General features: G+C 45.2%; 21 protein-coding genes and 2 tRNA genes. 9 read left to right on the top strand and 14 right to left on the bottom strand.

Features of this window, described 5'->3' with window-relative positions:
• The first annotated feature begins 109 nt into the window (after positions 1–109).
• The 5 genes from DWY79_RS02610 to DWY79_RS02630 all read left to right on the top strand — a co-directional run bounded on the left by DWY79_RS02610 (position 110) and on the right by DWY79_RS02630 (position 5,452).
• Positions 110–1,009 (top strand): YitT family protein, encoded by a 900-nt coding sequence (locus DWY79_RS02610; RefSeq protein ID WP_048927593.1) that lies wholly within the window; start codon positions 110–112, stop codon positions 1,007–1,009.
• 58 nt (positions 1,010–1,067) lie between these two features.
• Complete coding sequence (locus DWY79_RS02615) at positions 1,068–2,354, top strand: MBL fold metallo-hydrolase (RefSeq protein WP_122368798.1); 1,287 nt, start codon at positions 1,068–1,070, stop codon at positions 2,352–2,354.
• 77 nt (positions 2,355–2,431) lie between these two features.
• Positions 2,432–3,631 carry a pyridoxal phosphate-dependent aminotransferase gene (locus tag DWY79_RS02620; RefSeq protein ID WP_005854538.1) on the top strand — a complete coding sequence of 400 codons (1,200 nt, stop codon included), beginning with the start codon at positions 2,432–2,434 and terminating at the stop codon, positions 3,629–3,631.
• Positions 3,632–4,876: an ABC transporter permease gene (locus DWY79_RS02625; protein WP_036613167.1), complete on the top strand. Its 1,245-nt coding sequence runs from the start codon at positions 3,632–3,634 to the stop codon at positions 4,874–4,876.
• A gap of 42 nt (positions 4,877–4,918) precedes the next feature.
• A complete protein-coding gene (locus DWY79_RS02630; protein WP_122368799.1) occupies positions 4,919–5,452 on the top strand; it encodes a very short patch repair endonuclease in 534 nt (177 codons plus the stop codon).
• On the opposite strand, the gene DWY79_RS02635 is transcribed toward DWY79_RS02630, so the two are convergent.
• The 8 genes from DWY79_RS02635 to hisH all read right to left on the bottom strand — a co-directional run bounded on the left by DWY79_RS02635 (position 5,449) and on the right by hisH (position 12,723).
• Positions 5,449–6,612, bottom strand: coding sequence for a glycosyltransferase (locus DWY79_RS02635; protein WP_122368800.1), 1,164 nt, complete (start codon positions 6,610–6,612; stop codon positions 5,449–5,451). The two genes, DWY79_RS02630 and DWY79_RS02635, sit on opposite strands and share 4 nt — an antisense overlap.
• Positions 6,613–6,738: 126 nt before the next feature.
• On the bottom strand, positions 6,739–7,899 hold the full coding sequence (lysA, locus tag DWY79_RS02640; RefSeq protein WP_005864472.1) for a diaminopimelate decarboxylase: 1,161 nt from the start codon (positions 7,897–7,899) through the stop codon (positions 6,739–6,741).
• 62 nt (positions 7,900–7,961) lie between these two features.
• Complete coding sequence (locus tag DWY79_RS02645) at positions 7,962–9,278, bottom strand: aspartate kinase (RefSeq protein ID WP_005854548.1); 1,317 nt, start codon at positions 9,276–9,278, stop codon at positions 7,962–7,964.
• Positions 9,279–9,344: 66 nt separating this feature from the next.
• A complete protein-coding gene (locus DWY79_RS02650) occupies positions 9,345–10,022 on the bottom strand; it encodes a cell division ATP-binding protein FtsE (protein ID WP_005854551.1) in 678 nt (225 codons plus the stop codon).
• An 8-nt stretch (positions 10,023–10,030) separates the two neighbouring features.
• Complete coding sequence (gene hisIE, locus DWY79_RS02655; RefSeq protein WP_005854554.1) at positions 10,031–10,627, bottom strand: bifunctional phosphoribosyl-AMP cyclohydrolase/phosphoribosyl-ATP diphosphatase HisIE; 597 nt, start codon at positions 10,625–10,627, stop codon at positions 10,031–10,033.
• Between the two features lie 16 nt (positions 10,628–10,643).
• Entirely contained in the window at positions 10,644–11,399 is a 756-nt protein-coding gene (gene hisF / locus DWY79_RS02660) for an imidazole glycerol phosphate synthase subunit HisF (protein WP_005854556.1), read from the bottom strand.
• A 17-nt stretch (positions 11,400–11,416) separates the two neighbouring features.
• A complete protein-coding gene (gene hisA / locus DWY79_RS02665; RefSeq protein WP_005864476.1) occupies positions 11,417–12,136 on the bottom strand; it encodes a 1-(5-phosphoribosyl)-5-[(5-phosphoribosylamino)methylideneamino]imidazole-4-carboxamide isomerase in 720 nt (239 codons plus the stop codon).
• A complete protein-coding gene (hisH, locus tag DWY79_RS02670; protein WP_008780097.1) occupies positions 12,133–12,723 on the bottom strand; it encodes an imidazole glycerol phosphate synthase subunit HisH in 591 nt (196 codons plus the stop codon). The genes hisA and hisH overlap by 4 nt, the downstream gene beginning before the upstream one ends.
• Positions 12,724–12,993: 270 nt before the next feature.
• On the opposite strand from hisH, the gene DWY79_RS02675 reads away from it, so the two are divergent.
• Positions 12,994–13,067, top strand: a tRNA-Asp gene (locus tag DWY79_RS02675).
• Positions 13,068–13,099: 32 nt separating this feature from the next.
• Positions 13,100–13,173 (top strand) — tRNA-Asp (locus tag DWY79_RS02680).
• 101 nt (positions 13,174–13,274) lie between these two features.
• Here the strand turns inward: DWY79_RS02680 and DWY79_RS02685 are convergent.
• Positions 13,275–13,904 (bottom strand): nitroreductase family protein, encoded by a 630-nt coding sequence (locus DWY79_RS02685; protein WP_008780098.1) that lies wholly within the window; start codon positions 13,902–13,904, stop codon positions 13,275–13,277.
• 132 nt (positions 13,905–14,036) lie between these two features.
• Between DWY79_RS02685 and DWY79_RS02690 the strand changes: the two genes are divergently transcribed.
• Complete coding sequence (locus DWY79_RS02690) at positions 14,037–14,897, top strand: AraC family transcriptional regulator (RefSeq protein ID WP_122368801.1); 861 nt, start codon at positions 14,037–14,039, stop codon at positions 14,895–14,897.
• A gap of 521 nt (positions 14,898–15,418) precedes the next feature.
• Here the strand turns inward: DWY79_RS02690 and DWY79_RS02700 are convergent.
• The 5 genes from DWY79_RS02700 to DWY79_RS02720 form a co-directional block, all read right to left on the bottom strand.
• On the bottom strand, positions 15,419–16,246 hold the full coding sequence (locus DWY79_RS02700) for a DNA-formamidopyrimidine glycosylase family protein (protein ID WP_122368803.1): 828 nt from the start codon (positions 16,244–16,246) through the stop codon (positions 15,419–15,421).
• Between the two features lie 87 nt (positions 16,247–16,333).
• Positions 16,334–17,323: a fimbrillin family protein gene (locus DWY79_RS02705; protein ID WP_122368804.1), complete on the bottom strand. Its 990-nt coding sequence runs from the start codon at positions 17,321–17,323 to the stop codon at positions 16,334–16,336.
• A gap of 43 nt (positions 17,324–17,366) precedes the next feature.
• Positions 17,367–17,831, bottom strand: coding sequence for a nuclear transport factor 2 family protein (locus tag DWY79_RS02710; protein ID WP_005864625.1), 465 nt, complete (start codon positions 17,829–17,831; stop codon positions 17,367–17,369).
• 83 nt (positions 17,832–17,914) lie between these two features.
• On the bottom strand, positions 17,915–18,793 hold the full coding sequence (locus tag DWY79_RS02715; protein WP_122368805.1) for an AraC family transcriptional regulator: 879 nt from the start codon (positions 18,791–18,793) through the stop codon (positions 17,915–17,917).
• 13 nt (positions 18,794–18,806) lie between these two features.
• Positions 18,807–19,976 carry an esterase gene (locus DWY79_RS02720; protein WP_122368806.1) on the bottom strand — a complete coding sequence of 390 codons (1,170 nt, stop codon included), beginning with the start codon at positions 19,974–19,976 and terminating at the stop codon, positions 18,807–18,809.
• A gap of 347 nt (positions 19,977–20,323) precedes the next feature.
• Between DWY79_RS02720 and DWY79_RS02725 the strand changes: the two genes are divergently transcribed.
• Positions 20,324–21,706 (top strand): OmpP1/FadL family transporter, encoded by a 1,383-nt coding sequence (locus DWY79_RS02725; RefSeq protein WP_005864631.1) that lies wholly within the window; start codon positions 20,324–20,326, stop codon positions 21,704–21,706.
• Positions 21,707–21,808: the final 102 nt, after the last annotated feature.

A 21,808-nucleotide genomic window follows, 5' to 3' on the forward strand; every position in this document is an offset into this window, starting at 1 on the left:
TTCCTGTCAAAAGGTAAATAGTGGGGATACTTTTTTTTAAGGCTTGCGTATAAATCGAAGAAGATTGTGTAAGTTTGCGGCGTTTTACAAATAACGCTTAATTCGAGTCATGACAACACAACAACTTTTAGTCCCTTCTAATGCTACTTTGAAGAGAAATGTAATGGACTACTCCTTAATCGTGGTAGGTTCATTTTTGCAGGCACTTAGTTACGTGCTTTTCCTAGCGCCTTACAAAATCGTACCGGGAGGTGTGTACGGTATCTCTATCGTAATCCACTATGTGACGAAAGATTTGTTCCCGTTCTTCCCGGATGGTTTGCCGATGGGTGCGACGGCGCTTTGCTTCAATATCCCGTTGCTGATTTTGGCGATGAAAAAGATCGGATTGTCTTCCGGCCCGAAGACGATCGTTACTTTCTTGCTGATCTCTATATTTACCGACTCATTATCTTATTTCCTTACCGATCCATTGGTGGAGAACGATGCCTTTATCGCCGCCTTTTACGGTGGAGCTATTTTAGGCTTGGGCGTTACCTGTATTTTCCGGGCGCAAAGTACGAGTGCCGGTACGGATGTATTGGCACGTGTGATCGCTAATGACTCCAACTTGAAGGTTAGCAATATGATCATCGTATTGGATTCCGCGGTCGTATTGTTGGGCTTGATCGTGTTTAAGGATTGGGCGGTACCTTTGTATTCTTGGTTTACTATTTTCGTATATGGAAAGATCGTGGAGATGTTCCAGACGGAGAACCCGAACCGTGCTGTCTTTATCGTTTCCCGGAAGACAAAGGAGATGCGTGACTTGATCGTAGATAAGATGGGTATGCGGGGCACATTTATCCATGGTAAAGGTATGTACGAGGGACATGAGACCGAGATTATCTTTACGATTGCCGAGCGTAAGGACATGCCCCGCTTGAAAGATGAGGTAAAAGAGATCGATCCGAATGCCTTTGTTTCTACGATGCACGCCAGCAAGGATTCGCCTCGGCCGGGTATTTAAGAGAATTAAGATTTATTCCGTATATTTGTGGGTAGGCTAATATTAATATCGGTTTAGAATGATGGATAGAAGAGGTTTTTTGAAGAATGCTACGCTTGTGAGCGCTGCTTGTTTGATGGATTTCAGGGAGGCTTTGGCATTGGGCGCTAAGGATGCTGAAGTAGGAAAAGCATGGAAAGGATGGAAAAAAGGGCAGTTCCAGATTCATCTGATTTATACCGGGGTGTCGGAATCGATGTTCTTGATTTTCCCCGACGGTACAACGATGCTACTTGATTGCGGCGATCATAATGCTATTGGGCGTGGTAAATTGGCTGTGCCGGTGCTTCCTAATCCCGATCGGCATGCCGGGGAGTGGATCTCGCGCTATGTCCGGAGAGTTAACCCTCAGAAGGATTATGTTGATTATATGATGTTGACGCACTATCACTCAGATCATGGTGGCAACAATAAATTCTACGCTCGTAAGGAGACGAGAGACGGTAAGGATTACTACCTGAGCGGATTCTCTCAGGCTGCCGAGTACCTTACGTTTGGCAAGGCTTTTGACCGTTGCTGGCCCGACTACAACGATCCTCTTCCCTTGACCCAGGAGGCAGCCGATGCTTTTGAGCACATGAAGGATTTTTACGACTATATGTTGGCTCATAAGAAGATGGAGATTGAGAAGTTCCGTCTTGGCGAAACCAATCAGATCGCCATGAGGAAAGACGCTGCGGCCTATCCGGGATTCTCGGTAAGAAATATCTGTGCCAACGGCCGCATTGCCGATAAGGAGGGGAATATACGTGACCTCTATGCGGAGCGCAAGAAATCCAATCCGGTTAAGTTCAGTGAAAACGGGATGAGCCTGGGTGTGATCTTTACCTACGGTGATTTCAAGTTTTATACGGCGGGAGACTTCTCGGATGGCTGGAATTTACCCAATGGGGAACGGTTCGAGATAGAGGATGCGATAGCCGACGTGGTTGAGCCGGTGAGTGTGGTGAAAATCAATCACCACGGACACAAGTCAATGACTGATAAGCTCGTGGCTGCGTTGCGTCCGCGTGTAGTTGTCAACAACGTGTGGGATCAGCTTCATACGCTGCCTTCGGTCATGGAACGTTTCTATAACCGGAATCTTTATCCCGGCGAGCGCATCGTGTGTCCTACCGTGTTCCCTGCGGAGCGTCGTGCCGAGGATGCCGGACAGCCGTGGCTTGATATACTTAACCCCTCGTCGTTTGATGCCGGTCATGTAATTGTCAATGTCGAGGAGGGAGGCAAGGACTATTCGGTTACTTACCTCACTGCCGATGATGAGTCGATGACTGTAAAGAGCGTGATGCGGTTCAAGTCATAAACGACTTGAATTTGGTGTTAATTGTCAACTAAAATCACTATCTTTGCCACTCAAAAACGAATAAATATAGAATAATAATGCCCAACATCTCACAAAGAGGAGTCGAAATGCCCGCTTCCCCGATCCGGAAGCTGGCTCCATTGGCCGATGCTGCCAAACAGAGAGGAGTTCATGTGTATCACCTGAATATCGGTCAGCCCGACCTTCCCACTCCGCGAGCGGCACTCGACGCGATCCGTAATGTCGATCGTACGGTGTTGGAATATAGCCCTAGTCAGGGATATCGCAGTTATCGCGAGAAGTTGGTTGGATATTATAAAAAGTATGATATTAATCTTACGGCTGACGATATTATCATCACTACCGGTGGTTCGGAGGCTGTTTTGTTTGCCTTCTTGAGTTGCTTGAATCCGGGTGATGAGATTATCGTACCGGAACCTGCTTATGCTAATTATATGGCATTCGCTATCTCGGCAGGAGCCGTGATCCGGACAGTGACGACTACGATAGAGGAAGGATTTTCTCTTCCGAAAGTAGAGAAATTCGAGGAGTTGATCAATGAGCGTACCAAAGCGATCCTGATCTGTAACCCGAACAATCCTACGGGTTATTTGTATACGCGTCGTGAGATGAATCAAATCCGGGATATCGTAAAGAAATATGATCTTTATCTTTTCTCGGATGAGGTATACCGGGAGTTTATCTATACCGGTTCCCCGTATATCTCGGCTTGTCATCTGGAAGGTATCGAGCAGAACGTGGTATTGATCGATTCTGTCTCAAAACGCTATTCGGAATGCGGTATCCGTATCGGTGCGTTGATTACGAAAAATGCCGAAGTGCGTAGTGCCGTCATGAAGTTCTGCCAAGCTCGTTTAAGCCCGCCTTTGATCGGACAGATCGCGGCCGAGGCTTCTTTGGATGCTTCCGAGGAGTATGCCCGTGAAACTTATGACGAGTATGTGGAACGGCGTAAATGCTTGATCGATGGCTTAAACCGTATTCCCGGCGTTTATTCTCCCATACCGATGGGCGCTTTCTATACGGTGGCTAAACTTCCGGTGGATGATGCCGATAAGTTCTGCGCTTGGTGTCTGGAAGAGTTCGAATACGAGGGTCAGACGGTCATGATGGCACCGGCGTCGGGTTTCTACACGACACCGGGACTTGGTAAGAATGAGGTTCGTATGGCCTATGTCTTGAAAAAGGAAGATTTGGCGAAAGCTTTGACGGTGTTATCAAAGGCGCTGGAAGCTTATCCGGGAAGAATGTTATAAATGAATTTAGAGCTATTTATCGCCAAAAAGATACATTTCAGTAAGGAGGGGGATCGTGAGGTTACTCCTCCCGCTGTTCGTATTGCCATGATCGGGATCGCTTTGGGATTGGCGGTGATGATCCTTTCGGTGGCGATCGTGATAGGCTTTAAGAAAGAGGTCCGGAACAAGGTGATCGGTTTCGGCTCGCATATCCAGATCACGAATTTCGATAGTAATTCTTCCTATGAGTCGCAGCCGATAGCGGTTAGCGATACTTTATTGAATGCGCTCGATGCATTCCCCGGTATTCGCCATGTCGAGAAATTCGCGACGAAGCTAGGCATCTTGAAGACTGACCAAGATTTTCAAGGAATTGTCTTGAAAGGGGTGGACACGGATTATGACTGGACTTTCTTCAAGGATAATTTAAAAGAAGGCGAGATCTTTACGATCCAACCGGATAAGAACTCTACAGATGTTATTATTTCCAAGTATTTATCAGATCTGCTAGGACTAAAGGTAGGGGATTCTTTCCTGACTTATTTTGTGCAAGATGACGTGCGTGCCCGTAAGTTCACGATCACGGGGATTTATGAGACGGGTTTCCTTGATTATGACAAGATGTTCGTAATCGCTGATATTAAGCAGATACGCCGCTTGAACGGTTGGGATAAAGATCAAGTAAGCGGACTGGAGTTGCAAGTGGATGACTATGATCGTTTGGACCAAGTGGCCGAGGATGTTTATTTCGATCTGACGGAACGGCAAGACCGAAATGGCAATACGTTCTACGCCCGCTCGATCAAGGAGTTGAACCCGATGATCTTTAATTGGCTGGATGTGCTGGACATCAATGTGGTGGTTATCTTGGCGCTGATGCTTTCCGTCGCAGGGTTTACCATGATCTCCGGATTATTGATCATAATCTTAGAGCGTACCAATATGATCGGAATCCTAAAAGCCTTGGGACAAAATAATAACAGTATTCGCAAGATCTTCTTGTATGTCTCTTTCTTCTTGATCGGCAAAGGAATGTTGTGGGGGAATATCATCGGTATCTCTCTTTGTTTGCTTCAATCTCATTTCCACATTATCCAATTAGATCCTTCTATTTATTATTTGGATGCCGTGCCTATCGATCTGAGCCTATTTTCACTGTTCCTTTTGAATATAGGGACATTGGCCGCCTCCATGTTGATGATGTTAGGACCTTCCTATTTGATTACGAAGATTGATCCGGCCAAGAGTATCCGTTTTGAATAAAAGCCGTATCTTTGGCATACATTCTAGTTTTGCCGGATTGATATGACAGATCTTATCTCTAAAGAAAAGCGTAGCTATATCATGTCTATGATTAAGGGCAAGAATACAAAGCCCGAGATTATAGTCCGTAAATACCTGTTCCATTGTGGCTTTCGCTTTCGTGTGAATGTAAAGCGCCTTCCCGGTACCCCTGATATCGTATTGCGTAAATATAAGACCGCTATCTTCGTGAACGGCTGTTTCTGGCATGGGCACGAGGGTTGCCCGGAATTTCGTCCTCCCCGTACCCGGGTAGAGTGGTGGACCGAGAAACTAAACCGGAATAAAACTCGGGATGCCCGTGTACGTGAGGAATTACGAGCGATGGGCTGGAATACGATGGTGATCTGGGAATGCCAGCTTAAACCCAAAGAACGGCAAGCTACTTTAGAAAATGTCGTCCGTTTATTGGAAAAGACGTATTTGGAATCTACCTATCATGCGAAGTTTACCCCAGCCTACCCGCTATTAGAGGAGGAAGAACTTCCCAAAGTGGCGGAAGAAGAGATATCCTATGAGAGTGCTCATCATTATTAATTCTCCAACCGGAACGTATAATCCTTCCTACTTCTGAAAAGTCGGTAAATACGTATGTAGCCATTAAACATAGGTTGAATAAACTCCAACAGGAATAACCAACCGGTAGTGGGGTTTTGTTGGAGCATTCGGGCCGATTTGCCGAAAACGCTTGCCTTGATTATAAAACGTATCAAATATAATAATACGGCGATCAAGGAGATTAGCCAATTGCCCTGTAATCCGATCACTACCGTAGCGATAACCGATGCTTGGAAAAGGTAGAAACAAGTGGATTCGAGATGATAGAATGTCAAGGCGCTTCCTTTGTAATACCGTTGAGTGGCGGCACGGGAAACCTTCATCTCTTTCCAGATTCCAAAACGTTCGATTTGATCCATTTCCGTTAGGCTGTCCGGGGCATAGATTACTTTCGTATTCTCCTTGGTCGAGGCTTCGTTGACGAATAAGTCATCGTCTCCCGCATGCAAGTTCAAGGATTGGTAGTAACCTTTATGCTTGAAGAATAACTCTTTCCGATAAGATAAATTTCGTCCGTTTCCGGTATATGGGTGATGGGAGAGGGCGGAAGATAGATAACGTAAACCCGTCAATAAGTTATCATAGGCGATCAACTTATGAAAGAATCCCTTGTAGTTGCTGTATTTGCAGTAGCCCAAGACAATACTGGTCTCGGGTGTGTATCCACCAACCATGGCGGATAACCATTGATCGTTGAGCGGTTGGCAATTCGCCTCCGTGAATAGAAGAATATCGTATTTGGCCGCTTTCACGCCTAGGGTAAACGCCAGTTTACGGCGGCTTAGGTAACGAGCGTCCGAGGGGACGTAAGTATGATACAAATGTTTATACTCATTTTGAAAGAACTTTAGCGTATCGTCGGTATCGTCGCTCGAGCCATCGTTGATAACGACTACCTGATATTCCGGGTAATCTTGTGTAAGTAACGCAGGAAGGTGTTTCTTGAGGTTCTCAGAATCATTTTTAGCGTATATGATGATGGATGCGGGGAGTTTATTACCTTCCTCTAAGGTATCATCCGTTCGTTTTGACGCACGTAAAGGGCGGGCATAAGCGATCAGATAATAAAGAGATAAGATAACGAACCCTATTAAGGAGATTCCCAATAGGAAAAGCTCTGTATTATTGAGTAGAAACATAATAATGTGCCAATGTGATTAATATGCCAATGTGCCAATATCATTAATGAGCCAATATGATTAATACGCCAATGTGCCAATAAGCTACTCAAGGTATTTACATTGGCACATTGATCAATTGGCTCATTATTTTATCGTATCGGAATAATAGGCTTTAGGTAAATGACGGCAGTTGTATTGGGAGGCCATGACCTCGCCATAAGCGCCGGCGGAACGAAGGGCGATCAAGTCGCCACGATGAGCCTTATTCAACTCTACATCCTTACCGAATACATCCGATGACTCACAGATCGGGCCCACTACATCGTAAGTCTCTACTGCCTCATCGCTGCTGATGTTCTCGATACGGTGATAAGCGTCGTACATCGCCGGGCGGATCAATTCCGTGAAACCTGCATCAAGGATAGCGAATTTCTTCGTCTCTCCTTCCTTGACATATAATACCTTAGAGATTAATGTTCCGCATTGAGCGACGATCGAACGTCCCGGCTCAAAATGTACCTGTTGACCCGGACGTACTTGAAGCAGTTTATGAATGGCCGCGAAATAGTTATCGAAAGCCGGGATCGATAAATGATTCGGGTGATAGTAATCGATACCTAATCCACCTCCGAAGTTCAGGTTCTCCACCGTAACCCCGTGAGCTTCCAGTTCTTCCTGTATCTCGTTGAAACGAATTACCAAATTGCGGAAGCTAGACATATCCGTGATCTGTGAACCGATATGGCTATGGATACCGATCAACTTCACATTCTTCATCTCCTTTAATTTATCCAGTACGCCTCCTAATTGGCTAAGGTTGATACCGAATTTATTTTCCTTCATACCCGTCGTGATCTTGGCATGTGTATGGGCATCCACTTCCGGGTTGATACGAAGGGCGATAGAGGCTACTTTATTCTTGGTGGCCGCCAGCTCATTGATGATTTCCAGCTCAACGGCAGATTCCACGTTAAAGCAGAAAATATCATTGTCCAGTCCTAGGTTGATCTCCCAATCCGCTTTGCCAACACCGGCAAAGACAATCTTATCGGCAGGAAAACCGGCATCTAAAGCTGCCTGTACCTCGCCGCCACTTACGCAGTCTGCGCCAAGGCCGTTTGCCGCTATGATGGAAAGGATACGGGGATTGGCATTCGCTTTCACGGCATAATGCACGTGGTAACCATATTTCCCGGATTCGGTTTTTACTACGTCTAATGTGTCTTGCAATAGCTTGACATCATAATAATAAAAAGGCGTAGAAAGCTGCTTGAACTTTTCTACAGGAAATGTTCCTTTGAGCATATTATACGAAATTATATAAAGATAAATAAGGGCAGTCTGTAAAAGGCCGCCCTCGTTTGTTTTTATTTGTTGTTAAATAAATGATCGCTTAGAGCTTGCAGCGCTCTCTGCTTGTCCGAGGCCTTAATCAGCAAGGAGACGTTGTAGTTGCTTCCTCCGTAGGAGATCATGCGAACCGGGACATCCTTCATGGCCTGTACGATACGAGCCTCGAAGCCGATGTTATCCCATTCTAGGTCGCCAACCACGCAAACGATAACCATATCCTCGTCTACGGTCACGGTTCCGTACTTCTTCAAATCGTCAACGATCTCTTCCAGATGCTTGCGGTTATCGATCGTAACGGAGACACCCACTTCGGAAGTCGTAACCATATCGATCGGAGTCTGGTAGTTCTCGAAAGTCTCGAATACCTTACGCAAGAAACCTGTTGCTAGCAACATACGTCCGCTCTTGATCTTGATAGAGGTAATATTGTCTTTGGCGGCAACCGCCTTGATCTTACCTTTCTCGATCGCGTTAGAGATCAATGTACCCGGAGCGTCCGGCTGCATCGTATTTAACAAACGAACCGGGATGTTGTTCAATTTAGCCGGCAATATACAAGTCGGGTGAAGGATCTTGGCTCCGAAATAAGCTAATTCGGCAGCCTCCTCGAAATGCAATTGACGGACTGGAGACGTTCCCTGTACGATACGAGGGTCGTTATTGTGCATACCGTCGATGTCTGTCCAGATCTGGATCTCTTCCGCACCGATAGCCGCGCCGATTAAGGATGCGCTATAGTCGCTACCACCCCGTTGTAGGTTATCGATCTCGCCGTAAGCGTTGCGGCAGATATAACCTTGTGTGATGTATAGATCAGCATCCTTATTATCAGCAAGTAATTTCACCAATTTCTCTTTGATATAGACAGGGTCCGGTTCCGCGTTCTTATCCGTACGCATATAATCCAAAGCCGGGATCAATACGGATTTCACGCCGCATTCGTTCAAATAAAGATTCATCATACCCGTAGAGATCAACTCTCCTTGTGCCAAGACAACCTTTTCCTCGAACAAGGTAAACAGATCCTTCGTGAACGTACGGATATATTCGAAATGAGATTTTATCAGTTCTTTGGCCTTCTGTTTATATTCCTCGGTGCTGTATAGTTCCTCAACATGGCCCATATATTTCATGGCAAGCTTGTTGATGATCTCATTCGCTCCGTCTGGGTTCTTTTTGTACAGGTAGTCGGAAATCTCGACTAACGAGTTGGTTGTACCCGACATGGCTGACAATACAACGATCTTACGGTCTCCCGTGATCAGTTTCGCTACATCTTTCATTCTCTGTGCAGATCCCACAGAAGTACCGCCAAACTTTAAAACTTTCATCTTCTTTTGTTCTATATTAAATTGTTTTCTTTTTCAATCGAATGCGACCGCAAAGTTACAAAAAAATTATTCTCTGACATCACTTAGACAGGCATTCTCGCATTTTACTATGCGGGCAGGATAATTATGCACGATCGTATAGTTATGAGTGGTCATAATCACCGCCGTTCCCTGCTGGCAGATGTCGTGTAAGAGTTGTACGATTTGTCCGCTCGTCTCCGGGTCCAAGTTGCCGGTCGGCTCGTCCGCCAGTATCAACTTGGGGTTGTTCAGAAGGGCACGGGCAATAACGATACGTTGTTGTTCCCCGCCGGATAGCTCATGCGGCATTTTATAGCCTTTGTCTTGCATGCCTACCTGACGGAGCACGTTGTCTATCCGTTCCTTGATCTCGCTTTTCTTTTTCCATCCGGTGGCTTTCAGCACGAATTCCAGATTCTTGGAGACGGAACGGTCGGTCAACAATTGGAAATCTTGGAAGACGATACCTAGTTTCCTACGCAAATAAGGGATATCCTTCCGCTTCATCTTGGTGAGGTTGTAATCCATGATACGTGCCTCGCCTCGCAAGATCGGTATCTCGCAATACAAGGACTTGAGCAGGCTGCTTTTACCGGAGCCTACCTTCCCGATCACATATACGAACTCTCCGTTACGAAGCGTGAGGCATGCGTCGTGTAATACCCTGTTTTCCTCACGGCATATCTCCACGTTCTCTAATTTGAGTAGAATATCTTCTTCCATAGAATTTATCAACCTTTATGTCTTTTCTTTAATTCACGGGCGAGGTCTTCCAGACGAAGTCCCTTGCTTGTCAATAATACGATTAAGTGGTAAACCAAGTCGGATGCCTCATAGATGAAGCCGTCTTCGGTTCCGTTGGTCGCCTCGATAACGGTCTCTACCGCTTCTTCGCCGACTTTCTGGGCCATGCGATTCACGCCTTTCTGGAATAAGGTAGTCGTATAGGAACCTTCCGGCATTTCTTGACGGCGACGCTCGATGAAGTTCTGCAAGTATTTCAAGAACATGATATCCTCTACGTTCTTCTCGCCGAAACAAGTATCCGCTCCCGTATGACAAACCGGTCCGGCTGGAATCGCCTTGATCAATAATGTATCGTTGTCGCAATCCGCCGTGATGCTAACCACCTGCAACGTATTTCCGCTACTCTCTCCCTTCATCCACAAACGGTTTTTCGTGCGGCTAAAGAATGTAACCTTACCCGTACTTACTGTCTCATCATAAGCTTCTTGATTCATGAAGCCCAACATTAATACCTTACTAGTGTTGTTGTCTTGTACGATAGCGGGTATTAATCCGCCCATTTTCTCGAAATCTAATTTCATCTTTATATATAATGTGTTATATCCTTACATTGATCCCCTCGTCCTTGAGGTATTGCTTCAAGTCGCCTATCCGTATCTCGCCGAAATGGAAAACGCTGGCCGCTAAAGCCGCGTCCGCTTTCCCATTGGAAAACGTATCCCGGAAATGTTCCATCTTTCCCGCTCCACCGGAGGCGATAACCGGGATATGCAACGTATCGGCCAAGGTAGCCAGAGCGTCGTTCGCGTATCCGTCTTTTACGCCATCGTGCGTCATACTGGTGAAAAGGATCTCGCCGGCGCCACGGCTTTCCGCTTCCGAGGCCCATTGAAACAAATACTTATCCGTCGGGACACGCCCTCCGTTTAGATAGCATAGCCAGTCATTGTTCTCAAAATTAGCGTCGATAGCGACTACGCATACCTGACTACCAAAGTTCTTGGCGATCTCCTCGATTAATGCCGGGTTACGTAAAGCCGCCGAGTTGATCGAGACCTTATCGGCGCCAGCGCTAAGCAAACGATCCACGTCCTTCAATTCGTTGATACCTCCACCCACGGTAAAAGGGATGCTGATATGGGCCGCCACTTGTTTTACCAACTCGGTGAAAGTCTTTCGCCCCTCGTGTGAGGCGGTAATATCCAAGTACACTAATTCGTCAGCCCCTTCACGGCTGTACTGGGCACCCAACTCCACGGGGTCTCCAGCGTCGCGAAAGTTCACGAAGTTGATGCCTTTTACGGTCTTTCCATCCTTTATATCCAGACAGGGAACAATTCTCTTGGCTAGCATATATCTATTTTATTATTTCAAGTAAAACGAAGTAAATCTTTCAACTGGATCTTCCCCTCATAAATGGCCTTACCGAAAATGACAGCGGGAATCCCAGCCTCAGATAATTTCTCAATATCCTCGATCGAGCTTACGCCACCACTCGCTATGATATAAAGGAAGGGGATCTCGTCCCGTATCTCTTTATATAAATCGATAGCCGGGCCTTGAAGCATGCCATCCCGTGCGATATCCGTGCAGATCACCTTGGTAATCCCCTTGTCGTAATATCCTTTGATAAAAGGAATCAACTCTTGGCTGGTCGTTTCCTCCCAACCGCTGATGGCGATCTTCTTTTCCTTGGCATCGGCCCCTAATATGATTTTCTCGCTACCGAACTTACTGATCCAAGAGGTGAACATTTCCGGGTTCTTCACGGCGATACTACCCCCGGTTACCATCTGGGCGCCGCTTTCGAAGGCGATCTCCAGATCATCCTCTTGTTTCAAGCCCCCTCCGAAATCAATGATCAAGGAAGTCCGGGTCGCTATCCGCTCAAGGATACGGTAGTTGATGATGCGTCCCTCACGGGCTCCATCCAAATCTACCACATGCAAACGCCGGATGCCGTTACCCTCGAACATCTTGGCCACCTCCAGAGGATCTTCGTTGTAAATCTTCTTGGTCGCGTAATCTCCTTGCGTCAACCGGACGCATTTGCCATCTATTATATCTATAGCGGGAATAAGCTCAATCATATCTTTAAAAAGTTTTTCAATATAACCTCTCCTACCGATCCACTTTTTTCCGGATGGAACTGTGTTGCGTAGAAGTTGTCCTTATGTAAAGCGGCGCTGAACGGAAGGATGTAATCGGTCGTAGCCGCCGTATATTCATTTACAGGTACATAATAACTATGTACGAAGTAAACAAATTTGTTCTCCAATCGCTCATTGAATAGGCCGCTTTTAACGTTTGTCAAGGTATTCCAACCCATGTGAGGAACCTTGTCCTCATGCTTTTGCGGAATGAAACGTTTTACTTCCGTAGGGAAGATCCCCAAGCAATCCGCGTTTCCCTCCTCTGAACGCATGCACATCAATTGCATGCCGAGGCATATCCCGAGTACCGGTTGCTTTAGGTTCAAGATCACCTGATCCAATTTATGCTCCCTTAAATACTCCATGGTCGTGAAAGCTTCACCTACTCCGGGAAAGATAACCTTATCCGCTTTATTTAATAATTCCGGATCAGCCGTGATGATCGGGGTAACGCCCAACCGCTTCAAAGCGTAATCTACTGAGTAGATGTTTCCGGCATTATATTTAATAATGGCAACGTCCATTGTTGTTAAGCATTTATATTGAGTCGCAAAAGTAACAAATTATCATTACATAATTATGAATGGCGATTGAAAAGTTCCAAAATGAAATGTATTTGTGATAAACTGGTGTGATCGGGAAGGGGATAGGGGCGGCATAATTATGTAGCTTCTGAGGTCTCTCCAGATATTTTTGCTATCAAATATGATATTTTTTTGCGTCAGCTATTGCAGGTTTAAAAATAATACTTACCTTTGCACCGCAATCGAGAGAGATAGCGATAAAAGAAAAGAGGTTCGGTAGTTCAGCTGGTTAGAATACATGCCTGTCACGCATGGGGTCGCGGGTTCGAGTCCCGTCCGGACCGCCTCTTTTTCAAAATTTTATTGATTATAAAATGGTTCGGTAGTTCAGCTGGTTAGAATACATGCCTGTCACGCATGGGGTCGCGGGTTCGAGTCCCGTCCGGACCGCTTTCAAAGAAAGTAAAATAAAGTAAAGCTCTGTAATTTAAAGATTACAGGGCTTTTTCTTTTTTCATCACTTATCAAGATATGGCCTTTCGTATTTGGGCTTACCATATATTTTTGTGAATTCTCTCTTTCACTCGGATATCTTTCTGCTTACATATATGTGCATCCTCGGCCGCATAACCGATGGCGAGAAAACAAGTGAACTCATATTCAGCGGGAGCATTAACGAGGTGTTTCACGTACTCCGGTTCATTGCCAATGGGAATACGGAAAGCGCATGCCAGCCCTTCCGCTGTTGCGGCTAACAATATGTTTTCTACGGCTGCCCAAGCCGAAGCGAAATAGTTCAAGGAACTTTGGTCTGCGGGCTTGCATAAGGGATAGTCCTTTTGCCTGAAAAACGGCAGGATAAGGCAGTTGCTTTGGATTAGCATACGTTGTTGCTTGGGAAGCGCATCGACAAACATAGCATATCCGTCTTTGTCCATTACGTTCTCGGCGGCTTTAAGTTGGGTTTGTTGAATGGTTTTGGTGTTTTCCGCTACAGGTGATATAAGTCGGGCAATGTTTTCCTGCCCTCTCACGACAATGAACTCGAACTGTCGCAGATGGTCGTTGGTCGGAGCTTTAAAAGCTGCCGATAATACTTTTTCCAGCACTTCGTCCGTTACCTCCTTATTGGAAAAGTCCCGGATGGTTCTTCTTTTCTCTAATACTTGATAGAAATCCATAACAATACATTTAATAGTTATACTTGTTGTTTTCAGCGGCAAAGTTATATTGCTTTATTGTCGCATATTTGTTGTATTGTTTTATGTAATTGTCGTATATTTGTATCGAACCATTTTATATACGACTACCTTATGGAAGAGATGATCACTCCTTACGAATTGCCCGAAGTAGAGAACCATTCATTCTTTTTTATAGATCAACGAATAGAGACCCATGTAGAAGCCAAATTGCATCAGCACGATGCATGGGAGTTATATTATGTGTTACATGGATATGGAACCCGAATGGCAGGCGATACGTTACAATCTTTTTCAGCAGGTGATGTGGCATTGATACCGCCATCCATGCATCATTATTGGGAATATACCCCTTTATCGGCAGACAGTGACGGGTGCGTTCATTACTTGATGGTTGCTTTCAGTCACTCTTTCGTCGTGAGATGCATGGAGGTATTTCCCGAATTACGCAATCGTTTAGCAAAGCTTACTTTTCCTGTTAACGCATTAAAGCTTGGTTTGGAAAGCTCTCGTATCATACGCAAAATATTATTGCGTATGAACGATATGGATGAATTGGGGCGATTGTGTGAAATGTTCCGCTTGCTACCGGTTATATTCACTTCATCCGACCATACTTTTGCAGGCAAGCCTATGAATGTAGAGCGGGATGTGAGGCGTATACAGCAAATTTGTACGTATGTGATGGGGCATTATGTCCATCCTATTTCATTAGATGATATTTCTGCCGAGGTTGGTATGAACCGTTCTGCGTTTTGTTCCTATTTCAAGCGATGCAAGGGAATGACATTCTCACAATTTGTTACAGAGTACCGCTTAAATACTGCTTGCGAACTTCTGAAACACTCGCAAAAGCAGGTGTCGGAAATCTGTTTTGCAGTAGGATTCAATGATGTTCCACACTTTAATCGGATTTTTAAAAAATTGAAAGGAGTAACGCCACAAGAATATAGAAAAAAGGGGACTTCCGGTTAGGCAATATTTTAGGCTTATGCGATATTAGTGGAGAATGATGTTGTAAGCGAAAATGCGATAACCTTGACGTTTTGTTTGAAAATCTGGGATTATGATGACAGGGCCTTTTTGCTAATAGAAGAAATAGGGAGTGCTTTATGGTCAAATTATCCATTTTACCCTGTTTTTTTGCGTGAATGCCCCTGTTGGGAGACGAAAGTAATGGGATTAGGTAACGCGAAAGCCAGTGTTAGGCAACGCTACCGTATGTGTTTGACGATACATACGGTAGGAATTGGGTACGCAACCTATAGAAATGGGCGATGCATCCGTATGAAAAGCACCTTTCTCCTGCATAAATATGAGATAGGATGAATTAATCTCGCTAGAATGAAAGGGTATATTTAAGCAAAGTGTTATAATACAATTGATTGCTGATATTTTTTCTCGTATTTGGTAACAGCATGTATCTTTGCCCGGAAAAAACGATTCTCCGGGGCTTCAGATTACATATTGTCATATTGTCAATTTGAGCGTATTACTTATCTTTCTCGCTGGCAATGCGGGCAATAATAAATGCTGCCTCCGAGGTAAGCCTCTTTCTGTATCCGTTCGCCGCAGATGGGGCAAGGGGCATGGTAGGTGTTCTTCGATAGGATCGTGCGGTAATTGCCTAAGGCGCCGTATAGATCCTTCTCCGTATCCCGGCCTCCTCGGCGAGTCATCTCTTCCAGCGTGGATTTCACGGTGTTGAAGAGGCGGTCTATATCCTCTTCTGATAAAGTCGATATTTTTCGTTTCGGGGAGATCCGGGCATTGAACAAGATATCTTGGCAAACTCCGTTGCCTAGGCCCGGAATACGTTGCTCGGTGGCAAGTAACGCCTTCGCGGATATATCTTTCTTGAGATTCCCGATGAGACTGATAAAATAGGCTTTATCGAATCTCTCGTCCAACGGACATAGCTTATGGATGCTACCTTGGTAATAGGGATTGTCAAACTCGCCTTTGAAAGCGTAGATGGAACCATACATCGAAACCGTGAAAGCTAGGAACGAGTCGTCCTCGAATACGATCATAAGCTGATATTTCTTCGGGGCCTTTTCCGCGGAGGTATAATAACGCATATTGGTTCCGTCTCCGATTAAGAGGTGGGTATCGGCGTCCATAAGGATGTCCACGAATGCGCCATAGCCTTGGGCGCCTAGGACCGTTCGTCCTACCAGCCTATTGGAGTATTCCGCCGGATCGCCATTATAGAACGTGAAGCGGTGAGGACTGTTCGACTCGATAACATGTGCTATCCGTTTACCCTTTAGCGTTTCGCTAGCCTGTTTGCCAATGGTGGCGGATTCGGGAATCTCGATCATGTTCGTATTGTTTTTAGAGGTGACGGGGTAAATATAGGCATATTTTCCGTATCAATGAATATTGGTACGGAAAATAGGAACCGGGCTTTAATTCTGGGTCGGATAAAGGGGCTTTCCTGTCTCGTCCACATCTGTCCAGTCTTTTACGTTGACACTGGCCAAAGTGATCGAATTACCGTTGATTACCGCTTTAAATAAATAAGAGTTTCCCGCTTTCAACTCGCCATCCGGAAGAGGGATCTGGGTGGTATAGGTGCGGGTACTGTTTTCATTGTCGGCGGATATTTCCAGCGTGAGAGTCATGGGAGCCGTATGTCTTATCGGCAACATGATATATTGGGCGGTTAATCCGTTTATGCCCATCTTATCCGCTTTTCCGAAGGCGGTAGCAGGAGTGATGACACCTGTGCCCAGATCCATGGTAGCCCCAACCACGGGAGGAGTGATCATGGCGGAGACCAGTTGGTTGATCGTGATGCCTTCACCGCCGGTTAATTCTACTACGACTTGGGTAGCCACATGCCCATAAACAATCGGTATATTGATTTGGGAGCTATTAACATCCTGTTGTATGGCGCTCCACCAAAGATAATCGATACCGTTGAAGAGGGGTTCGGATACGCCACTCGTGAATGTCGGGGGGATCGTGGAGAAATTGTCGGATACGGCGTAGAAATTATAAGTGCCATTGGAGAGAAACATTTTATATCCGTCACTTCCTGTTAACACCCCGGGAGATGAGGTTATGTAAAGACCTGACGCCTCGGGGCTTCCCTTGGTTCCTGCGCTGCTGTCGAAGACATAAACCCTGCTTTGTATCCCTTTATTCATGGGAGACATGGAACGTAATAGGTTCCGGCCCTCCACGGAGGCGTTGAAGGTCACCAACGTGCTGTTTCCCGGGTCCTCGTTTCCCGAAGAGCCGTTCGGGGTTGTTCCATCCTCAAAAATAATCGTGTTCTTGTTGCATCCGGCGAGGAGTAACAGGAACATCGTGCTAAATGTAAGCACATTTGCCGCTTTCAGTAAATTCCGTATCATATAATTTGTGTTTAGTGAATAGTCTATATAATACATTTTACGAACCGTTTTGGTTCAGAAAGCGGCAAATGTTTTAACTTTAATCTAGCGGTTTCACGTAAGACCAGTGGGTTTGTATGATCTTCCATTGGTTGTCGGGGTTGCGTCTGTAAACCTCGGTGCAGTTCCATTTTATTACCTTGTCGGATAAGTAGCTATCAAGGTTGAAGGTGAGGACCGCTATGTTTTGCGCGACTTGTACGACCGGGCGGATCATGTCGAAATGATCTGCCGGAGGAAGTTGCATACCTTTATAATAAGTGCGCAGTTGTTCCAATCCCTCTATTTTCGTCTCTAGGGAAGGATCGAAGTAAATCACGTCGGTGTCTGAAAGCTCTACGAATGCCATCGGGTCGGTCGAGGCTAGAGCCTCTTTTTCAAGGGAGATGATCATCTCCGGGATGTTCTCGTTTAATGTTTTGTTCTCCATATTCTTTTGTTGTGCGTTAGCGGATAACGTGCTTCCTAATATGAGAGCCGCTATCCATGATTTGTATTGTCTCATGATGCTTTATTTATTGATAGAGGCAAAATTAGACATACCGAATGGAGTTCGTATAATACGTATAAAGGAGGAAATAGTACTTTTTACGGTTTTGTATTCTTGCGATAGTTTAGCGGGGTCATGTTTGTTTGGGAACGAAATAGACGGATGAAATAGGATGGATCCTCGTAACCTAGAGCTTCCGTTATGGCGGATATAGGCAAGTCTGTATAAGTCAATAGCCGTTTGCTCTCGATTAGTATTTTGTTTAGGATGTATTGTTTAGCGTTGATGCCCGTAGCGTTTTTCACGATCTCATTCAGGTAGTTCGGGGTGATGCAAAGCTGATCGGCATAGCTCCGGATGGAATGATCTCGCTTGAAGGAATGGTTTACTAACTCGATAAATCGGTCTACATAGATGCTTTTAGATCGGGTGTTTGTGTCTGGTGGTAAAGCGTTCGAGTTAGAATATAACCTGTTGAGCAACATTAATGTCTCGTACAACAAGGCCCGGAGTAAGTGTTTGTCTTTCGACTGATAGTCCTTGATCTCTTTATCGATCTCCGAGATCAACTCGGAGATGCGGGCATAGGCTTTCTTGTCGAGACTGAGCTTGGAAGACCGTCTTTCCGTATGGAAATAAGAGAGGTTCCGGAGAAATGCCGGATCATTGAAAAAAGAGAGCAGGAACTCTTCCTCAAAGATAAGAGCGAATCCGTCTTGTATCGTTTTATCGTCCCATTTGCGTATTTCGCCGGGCCGGGTAAAGATGATATCTTGAGGCTTTACCCGGTTCGCTTGATGATCGATAAGGAATTCTCCCTCCCCGCTAGTGATCAATGTTATATCGTAATACGTCAATATATGTACGGGTTGTTCCTTGAGATACTTCTTGATCGTGTTCAAGGGAACGACGTCGATAAGTAGCTCATCGCCGTATTTGTGTTTATAGAAGTCGTATTGCGGTATATTATGATTCATCTGCTCATGTCTTTTATTTGAAAAGCATAGGAGCGAATTGGAGGAGATAAGCCCGCCAATTGGCCCAGATATGCCCTCGGGTGGATTCTACGTACTGGTATTTCATACCTAGGCTATCCATTCGCTGGCGGAATTGCTGGTTCGCGTCGTACAGGAAATCGTCCTTTCCGATACCGATCCAGAACAATTGATAACCGGATCTCTTGAGGTTTCCTAACTTCTCGTCGAGGTTCGTGTACATCGGGCTATTGGGGTCTACACCATTTGCGCTGAGCCCAGCGGAGAAAAGTCCTATATAGTTAAAATAGTCCGGATAATTCAATGATATATATAATGTATGGAAACCACCCATCGAAAGTCCGGCTATGGCTCGGTGTCGCTTATCCGGGATCGTACGGTAACGGTTATCGATGAAATGAATGATCTCGGTGAAACTCTTCTCGTACGAGCCATCCTTATAACCGGGGAAGCTGTTGCTCATGGCTGGCTTGTAATTCAGGTTATCGGGCGTTTCGCCGGGAGCGGCCTGCTTGCTGGGATTACCGTTTGGCATAACGACAAGCATTGGCTGTATCTTGCCTTCGGCAATCAAGTTATCCATGATACGGGCGGTACGGCCAAGCTCCAGCCAAGCGTTCTCGTCGCCGCCACTGCCATGTAACAGGTACAGAACGGGATAAGACTGGATGTTCTTATCGTAAAAAGGAGGTGTATAAACGCTAAGCCTTCGTTCGCTCCCGAGGATATCCGAGTGATACCAAGTGGTTGTAACATTACCATGAGGTACGTCACGTACTTGATAATAATCCCCATTTCCCCCGTTGATATAGAACAGGCTGAACAAGGTGCCTACGTCACGGCAAGAGAATGGGTTGTTTGGGGCGATGTTGTAAATACCATCTATGTTTAAACGATAGGTGTACATTTCGGATGGCAGTGGGGGAGTCGTATAGCTCCATGTACCGTTTTTCCCTTTCGTCATCTGGCCATTGCCCTCGTTGGCTTCCCAGTCTCCTTTTACGGAGACGGACTTCGCTTTTGGGGCTTCTACATAGAAAGTAACGCTATTGTCTGGGTTGATCACGAGAGGTTCTACCTTATCGGTCTTGAATCCTACGTTCTGTTGGGCGAAAGCCATGGATAGAGGCAGTAAGAGAGCCGCGAGTAATGCTAGTCTTTTCATTTTATCTATACGGTTTAAAGAATTAAGTTATAGAGACAAATATACGATTTATTTCGGAAAAATAGAAGTTATACTTACTTGGCACTTGTAGTATATCTTTTTGGGTAAAGTAAGTATATCTTCTTTAGTACTTGCTGTATATATCCTTTTCTGATTAGGATGATTCTTTTTGATTATAACTAATACCTGATTTCACGTTACTACCTTTGCGGCTCTTCTATTGTTAATTAGTCTTATGTGTTTGCACAGTATTTGTTGTTTTGTGCGGCACATTTTTATTAAAAGTGTGCAGTGTTTGAAAAAAGTATTTATCTTTGCGACCGTTTTGTAATCAAGAAAAGTAAAACATGAAGAAAAAAGTAGTATTAGGTGCGGCATTGATGATGATGCCTTTGGTTTCTTTCGCTGGAGGATATTTGACGAATACGAATCAGCATGCAGCCTTTTTAAGGTCACTTTCGCGAGGTGCTGCAATTGATATAGACGGCGCTTTGTCAAACCCGGCGGGTCTTTCTTTTTTGCCGACAGACGGTTTCCGCGTTGGTGTGAGTATCCAAAGTGCTTTCCAGACCCGGGATATCGATGCCTCTTTCAGTACATACAATGGTTTCGACCCAGTGAATAAGGTGCCGACAGTGAGCGACGTTCCCTATAAAAAGTATTACAAAGGAAAGGCAGCCGCTCCCGTGATTCCGAGTGTTTTTGCGGCTTACAAAAAAGGTGATTGGACGATCTCCGGTTTCTTTGCCATTACGGGTGGAGGTGGTAAGGCTTCGTTTGACGATGGCCTGCCAATGTTCGAATCGGCTGCTATGGCCGGTATCTTCAAGGAAAGTGTAGCGAAATATATAAAGACTGGCGGTCAAAGTCCCATCGTCACGCCGGATATGTATACTATTAACAGTGCGATGGACGGAAAACAGTATATTTATTCCCTACAACTTGGCCTATCATACAAGATCACGGATTGGCTTTCTGCCTTTGCCGGTGGCCGGATGAACTATTTCTCAGGAAACTATGACGGGTATCTGGATGCAAAATTAAAACAGAATTTTGGTGGAGCGGATTTAATGAACCTGGCTTTGGATTGCGACCAGACAGGTTGGGGGTTGACACCGGTTTTGGGTGTCGATGTCAAATATGGTAAATTCAATTTCGGAGCTAAATATGAGTTTAAGACGAACTTGAACATCGAAAACAATACCAAGAAGTTGGATTATCCCGACAGTGCGGAAGATTTGGTTGGCCCTTATAAGCATGGTGTAAATACGCCGAACGATATTCCTTCCATGCTTTCGGTGGCAGCTTCTTATCGGTTTTTGCCCATGTTGAAGGCTTCTGTTGAGTATCACTTCTTCGATGACAAGAAGGCGGGAATGGCCGGTGGAAAGCAGAAGGAACTGGAAAGAGGTACGAATGAGTATCTGTTTGGTATAGAGTGGGATGTTGTCAAGAGATTGACCATTAGCGGTGGCGCTCAAATTACAGATTATGGTTTGTCTGATAATTTCCAAAGTGATGTTAGTTTCTCCTGCGATTCTTATTCGCTGGGCTTTGGTGCTAAAGTGATGTTGAGCGAAAAAATGGCTTTGAACGTGGGATATATGTGGACAACTTACCACGATTATACCAAGAAGATGGACAACTACTGCGGCACGGGACTTCCTGGGCAGAATGTGTATAGCCGCACCAACAAGGTGTTCGGATTAAGTTTGGACTACGCTTTCTAAGCTTGAAAATATTCGTATCCTATTGAAAAAGGAAGCTGCTGTCGTGCGGCTTCCTTTTTTTGATTCATGGGTATTCACGGACTATATGAACCTATGCTTTAC

This window comes from Parabacteroides sp. AF27-14, assembly GCF_003635425.1.
In the GTDB taxonomy this organism is placed as follows: Bacteria; Bacteroidota; Bacteroidia; order Bacteroidales; family Tannerellaceae; genus Parabacteroides; species Parabacteroides distasonis.